This window comes from Paenibacillus vulneris (assembly GCF_039543185.1).
Classification (GTDB): Bacteria; Bacillota; Bacilli; order Paenibacillales; family NBRC-103111; genus Paenibacillus_S; species Paenibacillus_S vulneris.
Window position 1 is genome coordinate 1 of the sequence record NZ_BAABJG010000024.1, and the last position, 25,290, is coordinate 25,290.

The window sequence follows — 25,290 nt, forward strand, 5'->3', positions numbered from 1 at the left end:
ACCGATTGAATATCGATGCGCGCTAGCAGCGTAGCTTTTTTTCATCTGTCTACTTGACAGGGGTATGACCAGCATAGACCGGTTTTTTTGGTTATTAAAGCATTACGTGCTTACTAGATGAAAAGAATGCCTAACGAATATTTAAGTAATGTGATTACTCCGGCTTAGGTCCTGCGCCGCGAATCGCTTCCGAGGCATCGGCAAATTTCTCGAAGTTGCGGATGAAACGGGATGCAAGCTCGCGTGCCTTGGCATCATAGGCCTCAGCATCGGCCCAGGTTGTACGCGGCTGCAGCACTTCGCTTGGCACTCCCTCAACACGGTCGGGAATACCGACTCCGAAGATCGGATCCGGTGTAAACTGAGCCTGCTCCAGGCTACCGTTTAAAGCGGCCGTTACCATGGCTCTCGTATAGCTCAGCTTCATTCTTTGACCAACGCCATAGCTTCCTCCGGACCATCCTGTATTGACAAGATAAACCTTCGCTTGATGCTCATCGATTTTATTGCCGAGCATCTCTGCATAAGCGCTTGGACGAAGCGGCAAGAACGGCGCACCGAAGCATGAGGAGAACGTAGCCTCCGGTTCGGTGACTCCTCTTTCCGTACCTGCAAGCTTCGAAGTATATCCGGACAGGAAATGATACATAGCCTGCTCCTTCGTCAGCTTGGAGATCGGAGGCAGCACCCCGAACGCATCTGCGGTCAGGAAGATAATGACTCCGGGATGGCCCGCTGTTCCGGGGATAAGCGCATTTTCGATGAAGTCAACCGGATATGCCGCCCGCGTGTTTTCCGTTAACGAATTGTCCGAGTAATCGGCCTCACCGGTCTCGGCATCCAGAACTACATTTTCAAGCACCGTTCCTTTTTGGATGGCTGCCCAAATTTGCGGCTCTTTTTCCTTGGTAAGACCAATACATTTAGCATAGCAGCCTCCTTCGAAATTGAAGACGCCGCGGCTGGACCAGCCGTGCTCATCGTCGCCGATCAAGCGGCGGTCAGGGTCGGCGGACAAGGTCGTTTTGCCGGTACCCGAGAGCCCGAAGAACAAAGCAACATCCCCGTTTTCCCCAACATTGGCGGAGCAATGCATAGGGAAGACGCCTTGGAAAGGAAGCAAATAATTCAATACGCTGAAGATCGATTTCTTCATTTCTCCCGCATACTCGGTTCCACCGATCAGGATGACCCGGCGCTCGAAGGATATGACGATGAATGTCTCCGAATTCGTTCCATCCAACTCCGGCTCTGCTTTAAGTCCCGGCATAGCGATAACGGTAAATTCAGGCTTATGGGCTGCCAGCTCCTCCTCCGTCGGACGAATGAACAGCTGACGGACAAACAGATTGTGCCAAGCACGTTCGTTAATCACCCGGATCGGAAGACGATACTCTTCGTCTGCCCCTGCGAAGCCGTCAAAGACGAATAGCTCGCGATCTTTCATATACTCCATTGCCTTGGCGTACAGCTTCTCAAAATGAACCTGTGACATTGGCTGATTGACGGCTCCCCACGCAATATGTTCCATAACCGACGATTCTTCCACAATAAATTTATCTTTGGGAGAACGTCCGGTATATTTGCCTGTTGTTACTGCGAATGCCCCGGTTGAGGCAAGCTGACCTTCCTTGCGAAGAAGCGCGTGTTCAATCAACGCATCGGCTGAAGCATTTCTATGCATAGTTCCCTTGGTCAAAGGGGCCGATTCTGGAATAAGTTCATTTATTTTCATAGGGTCATGGATCCTCTCTTAGGTGAATATGATCGTTTATAGGGAAACAGCTTTCTCAGGCGGTATTCCGACCGGCAGCTGTTCCTTTTCCTTGCATTGTGAATGATCGCATTGGCTATAATAAGTCACGACGTTTTCGGTATCGACGGTATCAATAATTTCTCCGCAATGCTTGCAAATAATAACTCCCAACTCTAAAGAACGGCCATAGATGTTTCGCATGCTTCTTCCACCCTTTCGCCTACAGTTTGAGTTAATTCTATAACACGGCAGGCATAAGCCCACTCATTGTCATACCATGCCAACACTTTGATTTGATCCCCGGATGCCATGACAGACAGGCCGTCGATGACTGCGGATTTAGAGCATCCGACAAAGTCGACCGATACAAGAGGCTCCTCCGAATACCCGACATAATGGGCAAAATCGCCGTTTGCAGCAGTACGCAGCACCTCTCTTACCTTTTCCAGCTCAGCGGGATGGGTTACTTGCACCGTGAGATCGATTAATGATACATCCTGCGTAGGAACGCGAACGGATAGCCCTTCGATATGAGGTGCCAAATGCGGAAGTACGTCGACCAGCGCCTTCCCAACGCCTGTTGTCGTCGGAACGATCGACTGGGTGCATGCCCTGGCTCTTCTTAAATCCTTGTGTGGATTATCCAAATGGTTCTGATCGGATGTGGAAGAGTGAATCGTTGTCAGCCACCCGCTCTTCACTTGGAATGCCTTATCGAGTATGGCCAGTACCGGTGCCACACAATTGGTCGTGCAGGATGCAGCGGATACAACAGTATGCTTGGCAGGATCATATAAATGATCGTTGACTCCCATAACAACCGTCAGATCCATTTGCTTGCCGGGCGCCGTAATGACCACGGAAGAGGCACCTGCTCTCAAATGCTTGTGAGCGCCTTCGCAATCATTGAATTTACCGGTAGCATCGACAACAAGCTGAACGCCTAGCTTTGCCCATGGAATTTGCTCCGGATCCCGTTCATACACTACCTGAATCGTATGCCCGTTGATCACCAAAGCTCCGTTTTGAATCGAAATTTGCGCCTCCCATGTTCCATGGACCGTGTCGTACTTCAATAGATGTGCAACCGTTTCCACCGGATAAATGCTGTTAATCGCTTTCAGTTCGATGGATGGTACGGGGCTGGAGCAAATTCTTCTCACCAATAGTCTGCCGATTCTTCCCATGCCGCTAATGCCTACACCTGCTGCCATGTTCTGCCTCCTTGTTAATGAGCATTACTTCTATATATGGTATATCACATTTGAAATTATGACGCAATATATAATCGATAAATTGTATTATAATCACGATAAATTTTATTTATAGCGTCATAATAGCAGCAAAAAAACACCCTAATTCTTTCCATCTGCTTTTGTCAAAGGAAAGTCAGGGTGCTGCTGCAATTTGCTTCTATATTTTATAGCTTGGTTATAGCTTGGAAACCGTCTGTCTCCTCTTGGAGCCAATCACATGCGCGGCATAAAAAATCAGGAACAGAAGCATACTGACCGCTGAGACTCGATACATCCCGGCATACCCTGTTCCGGCAGCGACAAAGCCCAGGCAGACCGAGCCGAGGGCAATGCCCAGATCGATAGAATTATAGAACATACCGGTTGCCGCCGCGCGTCTTTCCGGTGCACTGCGCTGAATAGTCCACGCTTGCAGCGACGGCTGCAGCATGCCATAGCCGATCCCATAGCAAAACGCCGAAATAACCAAAAGCGTCATACCGGAAGTATAAGACAACAAGAGTAGGCCGATTGCCGTAAATAACGCTCCGGGAGGCAGGACGGCAGCATGACCTTTCCGGTCGAACAGCTTGCCTGAAAAAGGACGGACAACAAGAACCATCACTGCGTTAAACAGGAAAAACCAACCGACATTTCCCAGGGAGACCTCTTTCCCGAACAAAGCAAGAAAGGTGATAAGTCCCCCGTACGTGACGGATAATAGAAGATTCAAGCCGCAGGGGAACAAGGCGCCGCTTTCCCAAACCCCGTTCTTTGTTTGAGCTTGTCCTGAAGAGGTATTTCCTGCAGAGGCTTGACCTCTGTCCGTCTGCTTCGCCGGAAACCGGATAAAAGCCGCCAGCGGAAAGACGACCAGAGCTAGTACGGAGGTTACGCTGATTAGCGTATTGAAGCCGTAAGCATTCAGCAGCCACAAGCCTATAACCGGAGCTATGGACATCGATAAGCTTGTCGATAAGCCGAAATAGCCCATGCCCTCTCCCATCCGATGTTTAGGAATAATCTCCGATACTAATGTCCCGAAGGCTGTACCCGCAAGAGCAAAGCCGATGCCGTATATGACGCGGAGAACCAGCAGCGCACCCAAAACATGCATAAAGGCATATCCTGCGGTAGAAACTGCAAATATGATAAGTCCGATAAACATCAGACGCTTTTCTCCAAACATCGCAAACAATTTGGCTGCAAACAACCGCATAACGATAGCCGATATGGCGAACAGGCTGATCACAAAGCTGATCGTGGTCCCGCTGCTCCCGAATTTGCTTGATACATGAGCCGGAAGCGACGGGGTAATCATCTGGATATTTAGATAAACGCATAAGTTACATAATGCCAGAAAAATAAAATTCATCGTCCAAAGTCTGGACGACGATGATTGTGTTGTGTTCATGTAGTTGTATGTTCCCTTCCTGTCGTTCCATTGTTGTATCGTGCTGATTATTTGTCTTGAACTTGTGAGTCATGAAGCTGTTCAGCAGTCCTGCCGATCTGAAGGAGCAGCTGCTTTAACAGCTCCAGCTGGGCGTACGGAATGTCTCCCGCAGCGTCTTGAAGCGCCTGTATCTCAATAGGAACGAGCTTCTCCGCAAGCTCTTTGCCAAGAGGGGTCGAATAGACGCAAAAGGATCTGCGGTCTTCGGCATTCATCTCTCTGCGAACATATCCTTTTCGCTCCAAAACATCGAGAATCCGGGTTGTTGTAGGCGGATCTTTATCAGCCCGGGCAGCAAGCTCCTTCTGACTGATTCCGTCATTGCCCTGCAGCCGGCACAGGATGGTCCATTGCTCCGGCGTTATGTTATAGGGCTTGAATCTCAGCAGCAGCAGCTGAGACATTCTCCGGTAGGCTTTACCAAGCAAAAATCCGAACGACGCGTCCAAATCATAAAATGGCAACTCGGTTCCTCCTTTCTTCCTTATATTTTAATTGTTATAACAATAATATCAAAAACAACTAATCTCCGCAATTCGATTATTGTTAACCCGAGGCAAAATCAAACCCCCGCCTGCTTCAATGAAGCGTACGGGGGCTTTTGGTACAATCTATTACACGTTGATAAGACCTGTCTTTTGCAAATTATTAAAGCTGATGGCCAGGCTCTCGAACGGATTGCGGCCGTAGCACTGATCCTGCTCTACAGCGCCCCATTCGACTCCAATTTCATTGCAAGCGGTCAAAATGCTCTTGAAATTCATATTGCCTTCGCCAACCTCGGCAAAGCGCTGTTCGCGGTCGCCCATAACGGCCATATCCTTCAAATGAACAACCTTCATTCGGCCATTGACCTTGCGAATCCACTCTACCGGGTCCGCTCCGCCTGCTTGTACCCAATAGACATCCAATTCGAAATCAAATGCTGAAGGGTCCGACTCTTCAAATAAAATATCCATGCCGGTCCGTCCGTCGAATTTGGCAAATTCAAAGCTATGATTATGATAGATGAAGGTTAACCCAGCCGCCTTGAGCTTTCTGCCGATTTCAGAGGCTATTTTTGCAAATTCCGCATAGCCTTGAGCGCTTGTCCGGTATTCCTGCGGCAAGCCGCCTAAGCCAACATATTGGCAGCCCCACAGCTTATGCTTCTGGATGACGCTGTCCAGATTGTTCGCCAAGTCCTGATAACCGATATGCGTAGCGCAAATGGCCAGCTGCTCGCGGTCCGCCAGTTCCTTCAAGGCCTCATTATCGATGGGTCCTACTCCGGAAACCTGTACGGCATTGTAGCCGATCTCTTTTACTTTCTTCAGGGTTGAAGCGATATCTTCCGGTGTTTTCAGAAACTCTCTTAACGTATAGAGCTGCGCTGCAATTCTCAATCGGGACATCTCCATTCATTATATAATGAGGGCATTTTAGTTCAACTTCAATTTACCACAACCGCTTACATTGTTCTACCATAACTTCCCTAAACGGATGCTTTCGAAGGATAGAATACAAGTACGCGCCCGGAATGACCCGGCATGTCGGTTAAGGTGAGCTGATCCCTGTGCAAGCCGAGCTCCTCTCCTGTCCAGAAATCCTCCAACCTGCCTGCTTGATCAAGACGGATCGTCAGCGTTGTCGCCGTTTCGCTCCAGTTAAACAGACAGAGCAGCTGCCGGTCCGGCTCGTAAACTCTGCCTATCCGGAAGCTGTCATCATCGAACCGGGCCGCAATGTTGCGTGTGGTCAGTGCCTTTTTCACGATATCCATATTGCTTGCGGACATCGTAGACATATCATCCCCGGACAGCACCATACCGCCAGACGCAATAATGTATGCCGCATGAAAACTAAACTCATCCGGTGTAATCGTGGATAGTCCATGGCGTACAGTACCATCGGGATCAACAAGCTTGATATTGCGGTTCTCAAGCACCAGACAATCCGGATCATTGACCCACAGGCGGTTATGCTGCCAGTTCCGGGAAAAGCCCTCGGCGGCGAGCAGCGCAAAGACAGGCCATTTCCGGGCGATATCCCCGGTTACGCGCATTCCGTGAACGGTTCCAAGCGACGGCCACATTGGAGCGTTGCAGCCCAGCAGGAAGCTGTCGTGTCCCGCCCCTTCCAGGACAGCCTCCATCCCCATGCGGTACGCTTCCACTTTCGTTGCTTCGGGAATATAACGGCGGCCGCCGGGGAGTGCACCCCACATGTTCGCGTCCAGCTTAAAGTAATGGCAGCCCCACTCCTCACGCATCGTCCGGAATACGTGCCGCAAATACTCCCGCGCCTCGGGATGCGTACCGTCAAGCATATACCAAGGACCATGACGCCAGCCTCCGAATGAAATCTTGTTGGAAGCGAGCGGCTGTCCGTCCTCGTCCTGTATAAACCAGTCCGGATGCTTCTGAAACAATGCCGATTCCTGTTGGGCGATGAACGGAGCGACCCAGATGGCAGGCTCAAAGCCTTCGTCCTTAATTTGTTTGCACAGCTTCTCCATATCGCTGAACGATTTGCCGGGAACAAGCCAATCTCCCATGTAGGCTTGATAACCGTCATCGATTTGAATGTATTTCAATTGAGGCGCCTGCTCACTTATTGCCTGCAGGTTATCAAATATATTTTGTTCGGTCACCTGCGGGCCGAAGCAATACCAGGAGCACCATCCGTTAGGAGCACCCGGAGTTTCCAATCTTGGATGATTGGCCTCCAGCTCCCGACCGAATTGTTCCAGAAGCGTTTCCCTGTCCGTTCCTTCGAAGATGGCGAAGCTTTCAAGCTCCCAGCTCTGACCCGGCTCGATAATCAGCTGCTCGCCGTCCAGCACCACCTCGAAATGACCGTCTGCCAACCGGATTTCACCTGTATAGCAGCTGCAGGAAGTAAAGCCCATCAGCACATGGCTTGAGGCGGACGGTGACAGCAGTACAAAGTTGTAGGCGGTAAAGAACCCTTCTGTCGCCGGAAGCTTATAATGCTTTCGGTCGTCAAACTTGCCTATGAGCCCCGGTTGTGCGATCGTCCCTCCGTACTGTGACAGCATGCTGTAACCTTCACCGTAAAACTTGGTGTCGCCTGTATATGGCCATCCACCCTTAAATAAAACCATTTCTTTTACGGATACGGGAGTTAGACCTTCATTGACAAGACGAAACTTAGCGACATGGCCGTCCCATTCGGTTAAGATGCGGGTTTGCTCGCTAATACGACCGTCCGCCTCTCTTACGAACGAGGAAGCTTTTTGAATAAAATCAGTAGTCTGAGCAGAAATCATACCTATGAACACTCCATTGCTTTAATTTGTTTTATTTTCGACTTTCGGACGATACGAACCTCCCCTGCCTGGCAGGAATGATATCGAAAACATTATAGCAATAGAGGCAAAAATAATATTTATCCTGGAGTCCATGATTTGCACGATTGTAGGATAAAATATTGTCAAATGGGCGGTCTCGTGATAGCCTAAGCCTAACAACGGATGGTAATCGATAACCATACGGCTTTAATCGGAACCGGGAGGCGCCTCCATTGAAAACCAGCACCGCTGCATTGACTGAAATCCGCTCGCGCATTCTCAGCGCCAATTTTTTCCCGTTCAAACCGGGACAAATCGTAGGCCCCCGGCTGCCGTACGTCCACATCTTCATCTGCATTACGGCAGGCAGGGGAAGCGTCCGGATCGGGGATAGAACATGGCAGGCTGAACCGGGAGACTTGTACTATGTCGCTCCCGGTGAAGCTCATTTGTTCATCGCGGAGCAAGACGATCCGATGGTTCATGCATCCGTCTATGTGGATCTTCTTTCTCCTTCCACCCCCAAACAAAAAGGAGACAAAAAACTTAACGAGCACAATGCCTCTCTGTATGACCTCTCCTTATGCGCCGACAGAGTGGAATTTATCGAAGGCTTTACTTTGCCGGTTCACACTCGTCTATCTAACCGTCCTGCGTGGATGGAGCCTTTTTTTACCGTTATCGAATCCTATTTCGACGCGGCCGTCGGCAGCGATCTGCTGCTGCGTTCCTGCTTTGAGTCTTTTCTTGTCCGTTATATTCAGCACACTTTGAAGCCGCAGAACACGTTCTACGATCCGAGGGTTGCCAGAATGATCGAATGGCTCGGGGAAACCGACGCCACCAGTGCGAACGTCGGAGAGTGGGCCCGGCGGCTTGGGATCAGCACGGCTTACTTGTATGAGCTGTTCCATAAGCAGACCGGAACCAGTCCGCAGAGCTACCTGCTCCAATGCAAGCTGGACAAAGCCAAAGCGTATTTGCGGGAGACCAATATGCCGGTTACTGAAATTGCAAGCCTGCTCGGCTTCTCTTCCATTCATTATTTTGCGAGACAATTCAGTAAATACGTACAGGAATCAGCTACCCAATACCGTCAGCGGTTTCGGGGGTTTGAATAAATGTCTTGCACTTTGCCGGCTCTAATGATCCGCATGGTTGTACCATGGCGCTTCGGACATAGTATAATAGGGAGGAATTAGAAATCCCACTGGAGGTTGAGCATGAGAGAAGAATTCGTCTTTTCATTGATTACCCGTACCAGAGACAAGCTTCTAAAGCAGGCGGAGCAATGTCCGGAGCAGCTGCGCTCGACGATCCCCGAAGGCTTCAATAACAGTATTTTGTGGCAGATGGGTCATGTCCTTACCGTAACGGATGCCTTGGTATTCGGTATGTCGGGATATCTCATCGAATGCCCGACGACTTACCGCTCGTTCTTCGGCAACGGGACGAAGCCCGCGGATTGGACGGAAGCGCCGCCTGCCTGGGAAACGATCCTGGAACAGTTGAAAGCGCAGCCAAACCGCATCCAGGCAGTTCTATCCGGCAAGCTGTCCCAAGGCATTGCAAAGGAAAACTTTATGAAGGCCGAAACTATCGGCGAGCTCCTTGCCTTCCATGTCATGCATGAAAGCACTCATTCCGGCATGGTAAGCGGGCTGCTGAAGGCATTGAATCGGAAGCCATAGCCTGTTGGATCGAACGGATACAACCCGTGATCGCAAAAAGTCCTCATTCTCCTATGTGAGATGAGGACTTTTTACTCTGGTTAGTTTATGCCTGTTGTTCTTCCAATTGATTTTTATGCCGCGTCGGCCCCGCATGAACCCATAGGGTCACGACAGGGTCTTCCGTGCTGGAAATCAGATGATGATCCTCGCCGGGCTCGATGACAATAATGTCACCGGTAACCACCGGGTACATTACTTTATCGACTTCCATCTGCCCCTTGCCCTGTGCGATGATGAATACTTCACAATCCTTGTGCACATGATAGTCTCTTCCTTCGGGACCATCATTCGTATGTGTGCGATGGCCGGGCTTCTCGAAGGCCAGGCCCCCCGTACATAAATATTCTCCCGGTAAAATCCCTTGGAGAAAATGTCCCTCCCTCGTATCCTGCAGATCCGTCAAACGGTACTTTTTCATATCGATTCCTCCCAAGAATAAATGGTTTATTTGGCCGTCAAGCGATACAGGCGGCTGCGGAAGTCCCCTTTCCACTGGGGCAGATTAAGCCCTACATGCAGCAACTCGTCCCCGCCGAACAGAAGTCCATCCGCTTCCTGCGTTCCGTCCTCCTGGACGAGATAGTCCAAGTTCGGATTGAGACCCTTCAATCGCAGCTTCGTTAGCGGCGCATTAGGCTTCGATAATACCTGGAAGAAGGCGACTAAAGCGGAAGCTTGATCCTCGGATACAAACATCCACGCCGTCTCGTTTCCTTCAAAAGGATTTAACAGCCGATAAAAATCGCCAAACTGGATTAATGGCCGCAGCTCCTTGTACAAGGCAATCTGCTGCTTCACCATCTCTTTGTCCTGCTCGGTGAACTTGGTCAGATCCAGCTCATAACCGAAGTTACCTGACATGGCTACATGGCCGCGCATTTCAATCGGAGTTACCCGGTGAACCTGATGATTCGGTACCGCCGATACATGGGAGCCCATGGAGCTGATCGGATAGACGATGCTCGTTCCGTACTGGATCTTCAGACGCTCCACGGCATCCGTGTTATCGCTCGTCCAGGTCTGGGGCATGTAGAACAGCATCCCCGGATCAAATCGGCCGCCGCCGCCGGAGCAGCTTTCGAACAAAATGTGCGGGAAGGCGGAAGTGATTCGCTCCAGCACTTCATACAGTCCCAGCATATAGCGGTGGGCAGTTTCTCTTTGCCGCTCGGCCGGCAGCAAGGCGGAGCCAATCTCCGTCATGTTGCGGTTCATGTCCCACTTGACATAATGAATCGGACAGCTGGCCAAAATGTCGGATACGACCTTGATAATGTACTCGCGCACATCCTTGCGTGAGAAATCCAGGATCAACTGCTGGCGAGCCTCCGTACGTCTGCGTCCCGGAACGTGCAGACACCAGTCCGGATGGGCGCGGTACAGCTCGCTGTCCGGAGATACCATCTCCGGTTCGAACCAGAGCCCGAACTGCAGACCGAGCTTGTTGACCCGGGCGGCCAGATCTTCAAGTCCCTGAGGAAGCTTGTTCAGGTCGACGAACCAGTCCCCGAGCGAGCTCTTGTCGTTATCCCGCTTGCCGAACCATCCATCGTCCAGCACGAACAGCTCCAACCCCAGCTCTTGTCCTGCCTTGGCGATTTCTTCGATTTTGTCCGCATTGAAGTTAAAATAGGTAGCCTCCCAATTGTTGACGAGCACGGGTCTCGACTTGTCGCGGAATTCTCCCCGGCACAGGCGCGTGCGATACAGCTTATGGTAGGTTCTTGACATGCCCCCAAGTCCGTCGGCGGAGTAGACAAGCACAGCTTCCGGTGTCTGGAATGATTCTCCCGGCTCCAGCAGCCAGGAAAAGTCGAACGGATTAATCCCCATCACTACCCGGGTTGTACTATAGGGATCGATTTCCGCTTGGGCAAGGAAGCTGCCGCTGTACACAAGACTGAAGCCGTAAGCTTCCCCGTGATCCTCCGTGGCATCCTTTGAGAGCAGGGCTATAAACGGATTGAGCGAGTGGCTGCTTGCCCCCCGGCGGCTTTCAATGGATGCCCCTCCACTCGTCAGAGGACGCCGCTCTATATGTCTCTCTCTAGCCCAGGAGCCCGACAAATGGAGCATATCAAAATTCGGATGGGGCAGATCGATTCCCATGCTTAACGCCCGGAGAAGTCTGAGCTGACCGCTGCCTTCATTGTAAAAGCGGACAGTACGGGCAACGGCGTTATAATCACGAAAAACCGTATAGCTAAGGACGGCTTTCAGCCCGATCAGCTTGTCCTTCAATACGATATCCAGACTTTCCGCCTCATCGTCCTGTTCGACGTAAGTCGCGGGAAGCCCTTCCAGCTGCGGCTTGCCCGGATAAATCCGATGGGATTCATAGACGAGCTCGCTCACTGTCGTCCCGTTGTCCAGCTGAACCTGATAGGCCGGAACCCGAAAATCGCTTCCTCCATAACCCGGCAGCTCCTGCGGCAAAGTATCGAGGGAAAGACTAAGATCATTAGGGTCCGTAGAGGGGGAGAAGGAACAGCGCTTGCGGTTGGCCAGCAATCCGCCAATGTTGGTGCCTCTTACCCTGCTGCCCCAATGGACGTGTGCAATATATTTCGATTTGATGATCTGTATTAGATAGCTTGCATTACGGGCTTGCAGATGAAAGGTTTGCGTCGTTGTGTCAAAGCTTATGCTCATGGCTACCTCCAATGATAGATATACCCAACATTATAGTACTTGCCTATGAGCCCGAATATGGACAAAACCCACTTTCATATGGAGAAATTTCGTTTATTAATATCTACTCCGGCACGACAAAAAACCGGGCTTATATAAAGCCCGGATCATCCCCGCTAGTCCTTCTATATTAGTCACCTTGCTTTTACTCTCATTCCTGAGTGCTGTTCTCCATCATCCGCCAGCTCATCATCCTCACGTTGAAAGAAACGGTAACCAACCATCCAACCGATGCCGATCAAGGATCCGATGAGCGCCATCAACATATCCTTCTGTGTATCCAGCACATCTCCCTGCAGCCCCAGGTACTGCTGCCCCAGCTGAGGATTGGCAACAAAACCTACCACCATCTCCAGGATCTCGAATATCGCACTGACCGCCATGATGACAGTAAAAGCAATAGCATGGATCCAGATCAAACGTGTTTTAGCTAATCGAATCAGGATATCCTGCAAAGGATAGACCATCAGAAGCCCGAAGGAAAAGTGAACGATCCAATCGGAGACCCCGTGCTCGGAATGAAAGGTGTTCTTGTACCAGAAATCAAGGGGAGCATATTTATAAGCGTAATGGGCTCCTGTCAGATGCAGCATCAGGTAGACCGTTATAAGAAGGTGCGAAATATTGCTAAACGTAAAGTGCTTATACATAAAGGCAATTACCACCGTTACTATAAGAGGAAGCGCGCTTTCAAGCAGAAAGTCCGTCATATCGACCGGATGAACCGCCATCCATATCCAGTACAGAACAAATACTGTGATAAATAAATGCAGCGGCCAATTTTGGGCAAACGGGATCTGATGACTCTTCCAAATGGACGATCTTGGCAATACTTCAGAAGAACGCGGCATCTAAGAGCTCCTTCCCGGCATCAGCTGGTTTGTTTTGTTACTCTTAGATTGTCCGGCTGAGTTCCTGTTTATGCCAATGACGAATAATCAAATCGATCCGCTCGGCCCGACGATACGCGGGCAAGTTATTATCCAAGTGAAAAGCATCTACGATGCTTTTAAATAAAAAGAGCCCCGCCTTAGTAAGGACGAAGCTCTGAGGGTATCATTTTCTCATATACATGAAACGGATGCTTCCGGAACGGGTACCGCACCTCTCCAATTCGGTTATAGCCTGCCTTCTCATACATTCCTACGGCTGACGGATTGGCCGAGTACGCGTCCAGACGAATGCTTGTGTAACCCTTCTTCACCGCTTCTGCTTCCGCAAACAGGAGCAACTTCTTGCCGATGCCTCTCCCTTGATAATCCGGACGAACCGCCAATCGGTGAATCACCATCCAGCTGCCGGACGGATCCTGCCAAGGCAGTCCCTCGAATGCCGTGTCCTGCTCCTCATTCACTGCTACAGCTCCAATCCACTGCCCATCCTTCCGGATTCCATATAAATGTCCGTTGAGCAGATCGTTCTGGAACACCGGTTTGGTCGGATAATATTGGTCCCACTGATCGATGCCTTGCTGCCGCATATGGCGGGTTACATCATTATATAATTCCGTTATGGAATCCAGCTCGTTATCTCCGATTTGCTCAATTTGCATGTCTTGCCCGTTCCTCATTCCTCTCTCCCCCTCCAATGGATTAAATTGCTTTACCTGCTTTGACCGCGTGCAATCGGACCTTGGAATGCTTCCGGTACAGAGCGGTCCATAAGATTGTGATTCCGATAAAGCCGTAGAAGACGAGATTCGATACCGCCAAAAATTGAGCCGTTGTCAGTTCATACACAAGAAGGATCCGCACTCCTGCCTCAACAAGCAGCATGCCGCCCCATACAGCCGTCATTAACCGAACGACAAAGCGAAAGTACGAGTAATCCCAATTCGCGGCAAAGGCCGACTTCTCATGCGTGCTGTCTTGAACGGTGAACCTCATTGCCAAGTGATAGATTAACGGTTTTCTGAACAACAGGGATACCAGGAACAGAAGCCCTACAGCAGCGGTAATGAAGGATTCCCGAATGAGCAGCAGCTTCTCGTTTCCGCCCAGCGCGATAAGTCCGATCCCCAGCAAAAATGTGAACAGCATCATGCCGCCGAACACATCCAGCTTCTTATGCTTAGCCAAATGAAACAGGTTATCTGCCATTGGCACTACGGTAGCAATGGATAATGCCGCGAAGCTCGACATGGTATTGGACAGCCAAATATACAATACGTAAGGAACTGCACCATTAATGAGCAGCGTAACTAAGATTCCTCTCAAAACTCGTGACATAAGATCATTTCCTCCCATACTAATCGTCTATTCATTCATCGTATTCGCTTTGGCATAACACATTCTATGCTAGCTTCCATTCCTTCTTGTAAATCTGTCCTCCTACTTCTGCTGTACACCATCGGTATTGCACCCATCGTACTAATGACTTTTGCATTACCGACCGTCGGTTTGTTTATAAACTAATAATAAAATACCTACCGTCGGTATGTCAATGGGTTTTTCCCGACTTTAGCAAAATATTATGTCAATGATTATCGCTAAACCGCACAATGAAAAAAGGACCTCCCCTGTAAATCAACTTAGGAGATGTCCTCTGTTACGAATGGCTATTTGGCAGCGGCTTTCATTTCTTGTATGTATTTGTCCGCCTTGTCATTGGCTTCTCTTAATGCAGTATTAATATCCTTGCCGTCGTTAACCATCGACTTGATCCCTTCCTTTAAGAAGCTGTAGGATTTCACGTCATAAGCCGTCGCTTCTGGTAATGGCGCAGGCTTCACAGCGAAAATACCGAGCAGATTTTTGCCGTCATACAGCTTGGCATCTGCAGCAAACTGATTACGGATAGCCGGATCCTTCAATATGGATAATCGGCTGCCCGATCGGTTCATGGCCGTCTGGGCCGCATCGCTGATCAAGCTTTGGATTACGGCATAGGCTGCTTTGGGGTGCGGGGTATTAGGAGGAACCATCGCCAGATGGAAATCAATCTCTCTTCCTAAGCCAGGCCGGTCATCCATGGAAGGGAACGAGACAACATCCCAGTTAAAATCCTTGCCCGGCTCCTTCAGCTGCGGCAATCGCGCGGTCAATGCGGAAATCCAGTACGGAAACATCGCCACCTTCTGCTCCTTCAGGAAGGCATCGATACCATACGTATACTTTTTCTTGGAGTCGACAATGCCTGGAATTTCGTACAGCTGCTGGTATAGGCCGAACACTTTTTTATAACCGTCGGAGGTCAATACCGCCTTCTCCTGCTTATCGTCCACTACAGGAAGTGAGTAAGCGCGGGTTAAGGTCTGGGGATCTCCCATATCCAGGCCGATATATTGGTTGCCTTGATCTGCACGAGTAACCTTGCGGGCCAGCTCCAGGATTTGGTTCCACGTCATCCCGTCTTTGGGATAAGGAACGCCGTATTTATCGAAAATGTCCTTGTTATATGCAAGCACACCGTAATTCATGGCATAGGGGATTCCGTACAGCTCGCCTTTTTTACCGAAGCTTTTCATGACGTTGACCGCTTCCGGTTCAAAACGGCCCATGTCGATGCGCTGGCTTTTTACGAAATCGTTCAAATCCGTGCCGAGGCCCATTTGCAGCACATCGTGCAAATAATAATTGCTTGTGGCAATAATATCAGGTACCTCGCCTGCGGCTAGCATTTTATCGAGGTTGGTTCCTTTAATAAGCTCCAGAGTAATGTTCGGGTATTTGGCACGAACCGGCTTGCTGATAAGCTCCTCCAGGTCGGCATCACTAAGGATCCCGGCATTATGGGAATAAAATCGCAATGTCACCGGTTCATTATTGTACAGCTCTTCTACGGCCTGATTGGCCGTCTCTGAATTCGGTTTGACCTCCTTACCGGTACTACAGCCGGTCAGCAGGACGCCGCCTGCCACCGCTGTTATCGCTAGTAGTGAAACAGCTTTTCGTTTTCTCATATCAGCGCCTCCACGAAAATAGTGTTGTTATCAAGCAAGCTTCAACTTATTTCGTTCTATCCTGCAACTGTATGTCTGGACCGGCTGCCTTGCCAAAATCCCCTGCAAAGTGATGCCGCGGCCTCGAAGCTGATTCTGGTACCTTACGGGGAGCCCCGAAATATTTCATTGCTGTTATGTAAAAAAACTGGTTACCCTGCCTCCTTTCCATATAACGAGCGAATACAAACAATATTTGTTTGATTGTGTTCGTTTTAATTCATTTTATATACGTTCTTCTTTTGTTGTCAATGCGGGAAATGTTAAGTTTTTCTTGACACAGCCCCTTTTTCTCCATAATCTAAAAACATGTAAACATTCTAAAACGATGTATAGGACCGATAAATGAGCATTTTCGAAAATGGAACGAAAGGAGGCGTCATTCTTGTTAGCAGCTGAACGTAAAATGCGTATTGTTGAGCTTGTAAAGCACCAGCATGTCGCAACCGTATCCGACCTGGCCAAAGAGTTCCAGGTGCATGAAGCCACGATACGCAGGGATTTGGCAGAGATTGAGCAGGAGGGGCTTCTGAAGAGAACCCATGGAGGAGTCATTGTTGACAAAGGAGCGAATATCGAGCCTTCCTTCTCAGAACGGGTTAGCGATCAATTGGATCAAAAAGCGCGTATCGGGAAAAAGGCGGCATCCCTTATTGAAGACGGGGATCATGTGATTATCGATTCCGGTACGACGACGATTCACATTGCCCGCCATCTGGTTAACCGAAACAACATCACCGTTGTGACCAACGATATCAACGTGGCTGCCGAGCTCCGGGACTCCCAAGGGATCACCGTTATCGTGACAGGCGGCACGCTCTATCATTCCAGCTTCATGCTGAACGGCATGTACACGGACGCGCTGTTGAAGAGCCTCCACGTGCAAAAGGCATTCATCGGCACGCCGGCCATCCATCCGGTTCACGGCTTGACCCATCCGGAGGCACAGCTTGTTCCTACCAAGCAGAGCATGATTCAATCGGCTCAGGAAATTATCGTTGTCGCCGACGATACGAAGATCGGCAAGGTCTCTCTTCATACGGTAGCCCCGATCAACAGCGTGCACACCTTCATAACCGGGTCGGAGGCTTCCGAATCCCAGATGAAGCTGTTTAAAGACTCCGGGGTTCACCTGATTACCGTTTAATAGCATCCGCGAGCCAAAAAAAGAAACGGCTCTTTCGCAAATGCTGCGAAGGCCGTTTTTTGACATTGGTTTTTTACTCGAACAATGCTGCCATTGGTGTAAAAACCTTTTTATTTCGCTGAATGAGCACCTGGCCTCACTCCAACGATTCGTGATGCCGGGAAAACTTGACGTATCGGAACGAGAATCACCGCTGCTAATGCGGCCTTCACAGCATCTCCGGGCAAATAAGGATAGCATCCCATAATCATCGCCTTTTGCAGGGAGACTCCCGCTTTATGGGCGAGCCACGGAACCCCGAGGAGATATAGAAACAGCGAACCGCACAGCTCCAGAATCAAAAACGTCATGACAAAGGTTAGAGGTCCGCGTCCTTTCACCCGCTTCACTAGCCATCCGATCAACAATGCGGCAAACGGATACGCCCAGATAAAGCCTCCTGTCGGACCTAGCAGCAGGGCAAAGCCCCCGCTCCCATGCAGCAAAGGGATTCCTAACGCCGTCAAAACGACGACCATCGCAACGCTTATAAATCCGTATAGCGGTCCGAGAATAGCCCCGGTCAGCATGACAACCAGATTCTCCAGGGAAATGGGAATCGGTGTGAAGCCCAGATGAATGTTCAGATAGCTGGATACGACCAGCAGGGCTCCGAACAAAGCGCTGAAAGCCATGCCTCTAGTTGTAATTCCATTTTTCATTGCAAACGCTCCTTTTATTTGTTAACCTATGTACGAGTGATTAAGTTGACAATTGCATTCTAGCACAAACCTTTCGGTTAGAAAAGAGTAAAATGAATGAACGAAGCCATTATTCTATCTCTTGAGCAAGTTTCATGCACGGTTTCCCAACAAGATTCAGAGAAAACAATCCTTCGGGATATCCATATGCAAATACGCACCAAAGAATGGGTAACTATCGTCGGCACAAACGGCAGCGGCAAAAGTACATTGGCCAAAGTGCTGTCGGGTCTTTATCCGGTTGCCGGCGGCACCTTCACCGCATGTATTTCTGGCAACCCGGCAGCGCAGCTCGTCTTTCAAAATCCAGATACCGCCATCATCGGAGAAACGGTATTTGAAGATGTTTGCTTCGGCTTGACGAATTTTGGAGTCAGCGGCCCTTCGTTGGAGGAGCTGGCCATGAAGGCTCTTGATAAGGTCGGGCTCGCCCCCCTCGCCCATGCAGCCTCTTCCTCCTTGTCCGGGGGACAGAAGCAGCTGCTGGCCATAGCGGGATGCTTGGCCGTTAGCCCCTCCGTCTATATTTTTGATGAGGCTACTTCGATGCTTGACCCGTTAGCAAGGCAAAGCATTCTAGATCTGGCTCATCAGCTTCACGCCGAGGGGAGCACGATAATATGGATTACGCAGCTGCTGGATGAGCTAAGGGGCTCAGATCGCGTTATTGGCCTGGAGGAAGGAAGTGTCGTATATGACGGCCCTAGCCGCGAATTTTTTTATGGCTTGCCGGACGGCGGTCAGAGTCCTTGCGAACGATTGGGATTTGCTCCTCCTTTCACCGTTCAGGTCGCCCGGCGATTGATAAATCGAGGCTGTCGGCTAAAGTCCAAGCCGTTAACTCCGGATGAACTGAGTAATGCGGTGAGAGCATTATGACCATCAGGCTCGAAAATGTCACTGTTGTGTCGCCAAAGGAGGACCGGCATCCGATACTCTCAAGAATGAATCATCAATTTCTTCCTGGGACCATCACGCTTGTCATAGGCCAAACCGGTTCGGGGAAAACAACCCTGCTGAATGCGCTGGCAGGGCTGATTCCTTTGACATCTGGCTCCATATCGTATGATGACGAGCCGCTTTGGAGGGGGCACCGATTGAACCGTGAGTCCCTTCTTCAAACGGGACTTGTATTCCAATATCCGGAGCGTCAGTTGTTCGCCGACAGTGTCAGGAAGGAATTCTCGTACTCTTTGAAGCATCTCCGTCTTTCCAAAGAGGAGGAGAATAGCAGAATAAGCGAAGTGTTAGAGCAATTAACTCTTCCTGAATCCATCCTGAAGGAGTCCGTCTTCTCCTTATCGGACGGCTGGAAACGAAAGGCGGCTTTGGCCGCCACTTTAGCCGCGAGACCCCGATGGCTGCTGCTGGATGAACCGACCGCAGGGATCGATCCACCGAGTATCGAACCGTTATTGAGAGCTATACGCAACCATCGGAACCAAAGCCTCGGAGGAGTCGTCATAGTCAGCCATGATCTGGATACGTTCCTGCCCATTGCCGATCAGGTCGTCATCATGCGCCGCGGGATGCAGGAAGCTGTATTGGAGCCGAAGGATCTGTATACGGATCCATCCGTCCTGCTTAAAGCTCATATCGGGCTGCCAACCTCAATGCAGCTTGCCGTAGAGTTGGAGGCCGCGGGGATCTCAATCAGCGATCGAAGACCATTTAGTGCAGAGGAAACCGCCGATGCCCTATGGGAAAGCTTGCGGGAGCAATCTATAAAGCCTGCGGGAGGTCTTCCTGCAGGTGAGCCGGCTGTAAAGGCTGGCGACGCTCTGGAAAGGGAGGATCACCAGCGACCCCATTTGGCACAGGACAAACAAACCGCTAGCGGTGTCCATCTGCTTCATCCTATTGCCAAATGGCTGTTCTATGTTGCGGTATCGTCAGGAATTTTGATTCAGAGCCATTGGCCCGGCGTGCTGGCTTCATGCTTATTAACGGCGGGTATTGTTGCGGCTGCCAGAGCATCCATGCAGACTCTATACAAAGCGGGAAAAGCCTTTGCAATCTTTATCATGATCTCCAGTATCATTTCCGGTTTGCAGATCTCCGCTGCAGATTCCTGGTGGCACTTCCAGAGCATTTCTTTTTCGATAACAGCCGCATCTGGTACGACCCGTCAGCTAGCGGTATTTTTCCTGGTGCTGCTGACCGGAGTCGCTTTTGCCTCCAGCACCAGTATAACCATGATGCAGCGCGGCCTGGAGCAGGGACTATCGTTCCTGGAACGGTTACGGGTTCCTGTCTCTGTATTTACGTTCTCCGCTTCCCTGCTGCTGCGGTTCATCCCGCTTATCGGGAAGGAAATTGAGCGCATGTCCTTCATCGTCAAAGCGCGCGGGAAATCTACCTCCAAGCAAGGGGCGCTTCGTCTGCGCGATGTTCCGGTATTTATGATCCCTCTTCTTCTTGCCATGATGAAGCATGCGGAGGACCTATCCATGGCTTTGGAGGCCCGAGGGTATAAGCTGCGGAGGCTGAATAACTCCACTAAAGCTCCTATCCAGTTTGCACGGAAGGATTGGCTGCTTGTAGGAATTGGGCTTGTATTGTTTGGTGCGTTGTTTGTATTAGAGAAGCTGTTAGGTTGATTTGTGCTGTTATAGTGAGAATGAAAAAAAGATCGCTTACCCGCAAAGGGTTCGCGATCTTTTAATTATCATAAAAAAATGTCCAGAAAATAGAAAAAGAACCGGCACGAAGCATTCGCTTCAGCCGATTCTTATCGTTTCATCCTGTTTTCTCTTCAAACCAGGCCAGCTTATCTCTCATCCTGACGACTTCGCCAATAAGAATAATAGCTGGGTTGGGGAGCTGATGCTGCTGAACGACTGCAGCAATAGTAGCCAAAGTCCCGGTGACCGTTCTTTGCTCCGCGCGGGTTCCCCAAGAGATGACGGCAGCGGGAGTCTCCGCGTTCCGGCCATACTGGATGAGTTCTTCACACAGATAGGCAATGTTCCCCATCCCCATGTAGAAGGCTATCGTATCCGTTCCGTTAGCAAGCGCATGCCATTTCTCCGGGGACAGGGTGTCCTCCTGACATAGATGCCCGGTAACCATCGTGAAGGTCGTCGCTACTTTGCGCTGCGTAACGGAGATGCCCGCATAAGCCGGAGCTGCTATGCCTGAAGTAATACCAGGGACAATCTCATAGGCAATCCCGAGATCTGCAAGCACCTCAGCTTCTTCCGCAACGCGGCCGAATATGCAAGGATCCCCGCCTTTCAAGCGGGTGACCGTATATCCCTCCATCGCTTTTCGGGCGATAAGCTCATTGATTTGTCCCTGCTCCATCGTATGCTGGGTCGGATGCTTGCCGCAGAATATAAGCTCCGCGTTCGGCTGAGCGTATTTCAACAGCTCCGGATTGGCTAACCGGTCATACACGATCACATCGGAGGTTTGAATACATCGCAATCCTTTAACTGTTATTAAATCCGGATCGCCAGGTCCTGCTCCAACAAAAAATACTTTCCCCTTCTTCATCATCATAAGCAGCACCTCAACTAAGCTATGTTATAGAAAAAGTATGATAGAGCCCTCCGTTTTTATAGCGGAAGCACTTCATGATTAGGCGGTTAAGCTGCCTTGGAATTTTTGGAAGGAACGCCCGCATCTTTGCGCATATGGGTAAAGTAGAGCAGCAGCCCGGTAAACAAGACCCCTCCGACAAAATTGCCGAGCAGAACAGGAATTTGATTCCACAGCCACCAGCCTCCGAAGGTGACGTTGGCGCCATACATCATGCCGGCCGGAATGACGAACATATTGACGACAGCATGCTCGAAGCCTTGTGCGAAAAACGTGAGAATCGGAAGCCACATGGCTGCGATTTTTCCTAATGTAGATTGACTTGTCATGGCCATAACCGCACCTAATGTCACCATCCAGTTGCACAGCACGGCTTTGGCAAACACCGCTACCATCCCATCGAACCCTATGCCCGAATAGCCGTTCGTCTTCGTTTCAGCCGTCTTGATGATCGTTTGGATAACGGCGTTATCGCTGACATGTCCGAAGTTCGTTACAGCCGCATAGAAGAGAGCCGCATAGGCGACCGAGCCTGCCAAATGCCCGATAATTACCCATAAGAAATTGTTCAGCATGCTTCGAACCGATACTCGTTTATTAAGAACCGCCAGCGGGATCAAAGCGAAGCTCCCCGTTACAAGCTCCAAGCCAAGCAGAACGATCATGACGAAGCCTACCGGGAACACCAGGGCTCCGACGAGCCCCAGCTTCGTTTGTGCAGAGGCGGTAAAAGCGAGCGTAGTGGCAAAGGCCAATATGGCACCGCCTAAAAATCCTCGAATCAGCAAATCTTTGATGGATAACTGGGCCTTATTGACGCCCGCTTGAACCATCTGTTCCACAACCTGCTCCGGTTTGACGTAATCCATTCCTTCCAACTCCTTTTCTACCCTCCAAGATGATTATGAGGCAATACTATCAGGGCTATCGAGGACTAGAACAACATCTCTCGTCTGCTCGTCAATTTCTATGCGATATGCTGTGACACAGCCTTCGTCAGGCGCCTGTACGATGCCGTCATTCAGATCGATTTTCCAATCATGCAGCGGACAAAACACATGATGATCACACACAATCCCTTCGGACAGCTTCCCGTTCTTATGAGGACAGCGGTTCTCAATGGCCCTGAAGCCGCCGTCCGAAAGTTTGAAAATCGCAATTTCCACACCATCCACATGAATCACTCTTGCTCTTCGTTCCATAATGTCCGATTCGTTAGCTACAACTATTCTTTTCATAAGACCCCTCCTAATTCGATAATCCTGATTAATGTTGAACCGCGGTCATATCTTTTGCTTGGAGCTCTTCGAAAGTAGCCCGCAGCTTATCCTTCTCAATGATTTCTTTCCATGGATCCGTCGTTAAGCTGAGTGTCTTCTCAATGCGTGCCACCAAAGCTTCGCGATCCTCCTTCTTCTCGAGAGCCGCAGCAATCGAAACAACGCCAACACGCTCCACCCATTCGCTGGTCCGCTCATTCCATTTGGCTTGTTCGCGGTAATATTGCAGGAAGGCCCCTGCCCATTCGAGCACTTCCTCTTCCGTCTTCACTTTGCAGAGCAGATCTGTCGCTCTCACCTTCACTCCTCCGTTGCCCCCGACATGCAGCTCCCAGCCCCCATCGATCGCTATGACCCCGAAATCTTTAATAGAAGACTCGGCGCAGTTGCGAGGGCAGCCGGAAACGGCAAGTTTCACCTTGGCAGGGGTGTTCAAGCGCTCGAATTTCTTTTCCAGCTTAATTCCCATTCCTATGGAATCCTGGGTTCCAAACCGGCAGAAGGTAGATCCGACGCAGGTTTTCACGGTTCTTAAGGCTTTCCCATACGCATAACCGGACGGCATATCTAGATCGGCCCATACTTTCGGCAAATCTTCTTTTTTCACACCCAGCAGGTCGAGTCGTTGTCCGCCTGTAAATTTAACCATCGGCACCTCGTACTTCTCAGCCACCTCGGCGATTCGTTTCAGTTCCTGCGGTGAGGTTACGCCTCCGTATATTCTCGGCACGACCGAATAGGTTCCATCCTTCTGGATATTGGCATGATTCCGCTCATTGACAAAGCGTGATTCTCTTTCATCTTCATGCTCTTCAGGCCAAATCATACCTAAATAGTAGTTCAACGCCGGGCGGCACTTGGAGCAACCTTCCTCCGTTTTCCATTCCAGCACATTCATAACCTCTTTGGTCGTCATCAGATGCATGCTGCGTATAGCTGCCACGATTTCATCCCGCGAATGCTCCGTACAGCCGCATATGCCTTCCTTGATCGTTTTGACGCCGTCTGCACCTAAAGTAAGAGTCAGAAGGTCGGCGACCAGCGGCTTGCAGCCTCCGCAGGAGCCCGAAGCTTTGGTGCAGGCCTTGATCTCATTGACGCTGCTGCAGCCCTTCTCCTGAATGGCATTGATGATCGTCCCCTTGGACACCCCATTACAGCCGCAAATAATTTCACTGTCCGGCAGGGATGCGACATAATCCGTCCCTGATTTACCGTTGCCTCCGGCGCTGTCTCCTAGCAGTACCTGCTTCTCTCTTCCTGTTACATCCTCGCCGTTACGGATCATGGCAAAAAGCTTCGAGCCGTCGCTGGTATCTCCGAATAGGACGGAGCCGATAACCTTACCGTCTTTGATGACGACTTTCTTATAAATCCCTTCAAAATCGTCCTGCACCCGTACCGAACGGGTACCCGGTTCATCCGAGAATTGCCCTGCGGAGAATACGTTAACCCCCGACACTTTCAGCTTGGTCGATACGACGGAGCCTTGATATCCCTGGGAAGCGACTCCCGCCAGCCTTTTGGCCAATTCGGCCCCTTGCTCATACAGAGGAGCTACCAGCCCATAAGCTACCCCGCGATGCTCCGCACATTCGCCAACGGCATATACATTCGGTATATTCGTTTCCATGTAGTCATTGACCACGATGCCCCGATGGACTTCAACTCCGCTTTCCTTGGCCAAGGCGACATTCGGTCGAATACCGACAGCCATGACGACAAGATCGGCTTCCACTTCACTCCCGTCCTTGAACCTTACGCCGGTCACTCGCTTCTTGCCCAAGATAGAGTCCGTATTTTTCTCAAGCAAAAACCGCATCCCTTGAGCCTCCAATTCCGATTGCAGCATACGCGATGCCGTCTCATCCAATTGGCGCTCCATCAAATATTTAAAAATATGAACAACCGATACATCCATGTTCAAATTGCGCAGGCCCCGGGCCGCTTCCAATCCGAGCAAGCCGCCACCTATGACGACCGCCTTCTTATAGGTTTTGGAGGCTTCCAGCATCGTTTGGCAATCCTTGATATCCCGGAAGGCAATAACCCCCTCTTTATCTGCGCCGGGGAGCGGCAGCATAAAAGGAAGTGAGCCCGTTGCCAGAATCAGATCATCATATTCCGCCGTCATACCACTAGATGTTTTTACGATTTTACGCTGGGTGTCGATATGATTCACGGTCTGACCGGCATGTAGGGTGATTCCATTATCCTTGTACCAATCCCAATCATTAATGACGATATCCTGTATATCTGCATCGCCGGCAAGGACGGAGGACAGCAATATACGATTGTAATTCGGATGAGGCTCGCTTCCGAATACCGTGATTTCATAATCATGAGGCGCAAGCTTTAGCAGCTGCTCGATGGCATTTACACCCGCCATCCCGTTGCCGATTAATACCAGTTTCTTTCTCATACCCATCCGCTCCTCATCTAGTGTAATGTTAATTAACGTGAAATTCGATTCACTC

Annotated in this window: 23 protein-coding genes; 5 read left to right on the forward strand and 18 right to left on the reverse strand. The window is 50.3% G+C overall.

Annotation, left to right across the window (positions count from 1 at the left end; genetic code table 11):
- Positions 1–154: 154 nt before the first annotated feature.
- From pckA to ABEA66_RS21740, 7 genes are all read right to left on the reverse strand, one after another.
- Complete coding sequence (gene pckA / locus ABEA66_RS21710) at positions 155–1,735, reverse strand: phosphoenolpyruvate carboxykinase (ATP) (RefSeq protein ID WP_345590710.1); 1,581 nt, start codon at positions 1,733–1,735, stop codon at positions 155–157.
- Between the two features lie 36 nt (positions 1,736–1,771).
- Positions 1,772–1,957, reverse strand: a complete 186-nt coding sequence (locus ABEA66_RS21715) for a GapA-binding peptide SR1P (protein ID WP_345590712.1) — start codon at positions 1,955–1,957, stop codon at positions 1,772–1,774.
- Entirely contained in the window at positions 1,930–2,970 is a 1,041-nt protein-coding gene (gene gap / locus ABEA66_RS21720) for a type I glyceraldehyde-3-phosphate dehydrogenase (RefSeq protein WP_345590714.1), read from the reverse strand. Before gap ends, ABEA66_RS21715 begins: the two co-directional genes overlap by 28 nt.
- A 217-nt stretch (positions 2,971–3,187) precedes the next feature.
- Positions 3,188–4,405 (reverse strand): MFS transporter, encoded by a 1,218-nt coding sequence (locus ABEA66_RS21725; protein ID WP_345590716.1) that lies wholly within the window; start codon positions 4,403–4,405, stop codon positions 3,188–3,190.
- A gap of 47 nt (positions 4,406–4,452) precedes the next feature.
- Positions 4,453–4,911 carry a MarR family winged helix-turn-helix transcriptional regulator gene (locus ABEA66_RS21730; protein WP_225947848.1) on the reverse strand — a complete coding sequence of 153 codons (459 nt, stop codon included), beginning with the start codon at positions 4,909–4,911 and terminating at the stop codon, positions 4,453–4,455.
- Between the two features lie 150 nt (positions 4,912–5,061).
- Positions 5,062–5,841, reverse strand: a complete 780-nt coding sequence (locus ABEA66_RS21735; RefSeq protein ID WP_079913120.1) for a sugar phosphate isomerase/epimerase family protein — start codon at positions 5,839–5,841, stop codon at positions 5,062–5,064.
- An 80-nt stretch (positions 5,842–5,921) separates the two neighbouring features.
- Positions 5,922–7,718 (reverse strand): glycoside hydrolase family 36 protein, encoded by a 1,797-nt coding sequence (locus ABEA66_RS21740; protein WP_345590720.1) that lies wholly within the window; start codon positions 7,716–7,718, stop codon positions 5,922–5,924.
- Between the two features lie 254 nt (positions 7,719–7,972).
- Between ABEA66_RS21740 and ABEA66_RS21745 the strand changes: the two genes are divergently transcribed.
- Complete coding sequence (locus ABEA66_RS21745; protein ID WP_345590722.1) at positions 7,973–8,860, forward strand: AraC family transcriptional regulator; 888 nt, start codon at positions 7,973–7,975, stop codon at positions 8,858–8,860.
- A gap of 102 nt (positions 8,861–8,962) precedes the next feature.
- A complete protein-coding gene (locus ABEA66_RS21750) occupies positions 8,963–9,430 on the forward strand; it encodes a DinB family protein (RefSeq protein ID WP_345590724.1) in 468 nt (155 codons plus the stop codon).
- An 85-nt stretch (positions 9,431–9,515) separates the two neighbouring features.
- On the opposite strand, the gene ABEA66_RS21755 is transcribed toward ABEA66_RS21750, so the two are convergent.
- The 6 genes from ABEA66_RS21755 to ABEA66_RS21780 all read right to left on the reverse strand — a co-directional run bounded on the left by ABEA66_RS21755 (position 9,516) and on the right by ABEA66_RS21780 (position 16,064).
- A complete protein-coding gene (locus tag ABEA66_RS21755) occupies positions 9,516–9,890 on the reverse strand; it encodes a cupin domain-containing protein (RefSeq protein WP_192700717.1) in 375 nt (124 codons plus the stop codon).
- Positions 9,891–9,916: 26 nt separating this feature from the next.
- Positions 9,917–12,124, reverse strand: a complete 2,208-nt coding sequence (locus ABEA66_RS21760) for an alpha-galactosidase (RefSeq protein WP_345590727.1) — start codon at positions 12,122–12,124, stop codon at positions 9,917–9,919.
- A gap of 173 nt (positions 12,125–12,297) precedes the next feature.
- Positions 12,298–13,014, reverse strand: a complete 717-nt coding sequence (locus ABEA66_RS21765; protein WP_345590729.1) for a DUF2238 domain-containing protein — start codon at positions 13,012–13,014, stop codon at positions 12,298–12,300.
- Between the two features lie 179 nt (positions 13,015–13,193).
- Positions 13,194–13,733: a GNAT family N-acetyltransferase gene (locus ABEA66_RS21770; protein ID WP_079912895.1), complete on the reverse strand. Its 540-nt coding sequence runs from the start codon at positions 13,731–13,733 to the stop codon at positions 13,194–13,196.
- 22 nt (positions 13,734–13,755) lie between these two features.
- Complete coding sequence (locus ABEA66_RS21775) at positions 13,756–14,391, reverse strand: VC0807 family protein (RefSeq protein WP_345590732.1); 636 nt, start codon at positions 14,389–14,391, stop codon at positions 13,756–13,758.
- A 329-nt stretch (positions 14,392–14,720) separates the two neighbouring features.
- Positions 14,721–16,064 (reverse strand): ABC transporter substrate-binding protein, encoded by a 1,344-nt coding sequence (locus ABEA66_RS21780; RefSeq protein WP_345590734.1) that lies wholly within the window; start codon positions 16,062–16,064, stop codon positions 14,721–14,723.
- A 424-nt stretch (positions 16,065–16,488) separates the two neighbouring features.
- Here ABEA66_RS21780 and ABEA66_RS21785 point away from each other — a divergent pair, with 424 nt between their 5' ends.
- Positions 16,489–17,250 carry a DeoR/GlpR family DNA-binding transcription regulator gene (locus ABEA66_RS21785; RefSeq protein ID WP_079912892.1) on the forward strand — a complete coding sequence of 254 codons (762 nt, stop codon included), beginning with the start codon at positions 16,489–16,491 and terminating at the stop codon, positions 17,248–17,250.
- Positions 17,251–17,360: 110 nt separating this feature from the next.
- On the opposite strand, the gene ABEA66_RS21790 is transcribed toward ABEA66_RS21785, so the two are convergent.
- Entirely contained in the window at positions 17,361–17,951 is a 591-nt protein-coding gene (locus tag ABEA66_RS21790; RefSeq protein ID WP_079912891.1) for a biotin transporter BioY, read from the reverse strand.
- Between the two features lie 96 nt (positions 17,952–18,047).
- On the opposite strand from ABEA66_RS21790, the gene ABEA66_RS21795 reads away from it, so the two are divergent.
- Positions 18,048–18,869 (forward strand): ATP-binding cassette domain-containing protein, encoded by an 822-nt coding sequence (locus ABEA66_RS21795; protein ID WP_345590736.1) that lies wholly within the window; start codon positions 18,048–18,050, stop codon positions 18,867–18,869.
- The gene (locus ABEA66_RS21800) at positions 18,866–20,590 is read left to right on the forward strand and encodes an ATP-binding cassette domain-containing protein (protein WP_345590738.1); all 1,725 of its coding nucleotides are present in this window, start codon (positions 18,866–18,868) and stop codon (positions 20,588–20,590) included. Before ABEA66_RS21795 ends, ABEA66_RS21800 begins: the two co-directional genes overlap by 4 nt.
- Positions 20,591–20,729: 139 nt before the next feature.
- Here ABEA66_RS21800 and cobA read toward each other — a convergent pair whose 3' ends face one another.
- The 4 genes from cobA to nirB all read right to left on the reverse strand — a co-directional run bounded on the left by cobA (position 20,730) and on the right by nirB (position 25,235).
- On the reverse strand, positions 20,730–21,488 hold the full coding sequence (gene cobA / locus ABEA66_RS21805) for a uroporphyrinogen-III C-methyltransferase (protein WP_345590891.1): 759 nt from the start codon (positions 21,486–21,488) through the stop codon (positions 20,730–20,732).
- A 92-nt stretch (positions 21,489–21,580) separates the two neighbouring features.
- Entirely contained in the window at positions 21,581–22,402 is an 822-nt protein-coding gene (locus ABEA66_RS21810; protein ID WP_192700727.1) for a formate/nitrite transporter family protein, read from the reverse strand.
- 33 nt (positions 22,403–22,435) lie between these two features.
- Complete coding sequence (gene nirD, locus ABEA66_RS21815) at positions 22,436–22,771, reverse strand: nitrite reductase small subunit NirD (RefSeq protein ID WP_345590740.1); 336 nt, start codon at positions 22,769–22,771, stop codon at positions 22,436–22,438.
- Between the two features lie 28 nt (positions 22,772–22,799).
- A complete protein-coding gene (nirB, locus tag ABEA66_RS21820) occupies positions 22,800–25,235 on the reverse strand; it encodes a nitrite reductase large subunit NirB (protein ID WP_345590742.1) in 2,436 nt (811 codons plus the stop codon).
- Positions 25,236–25,290 lie beyond the last annotated feature (55 nt).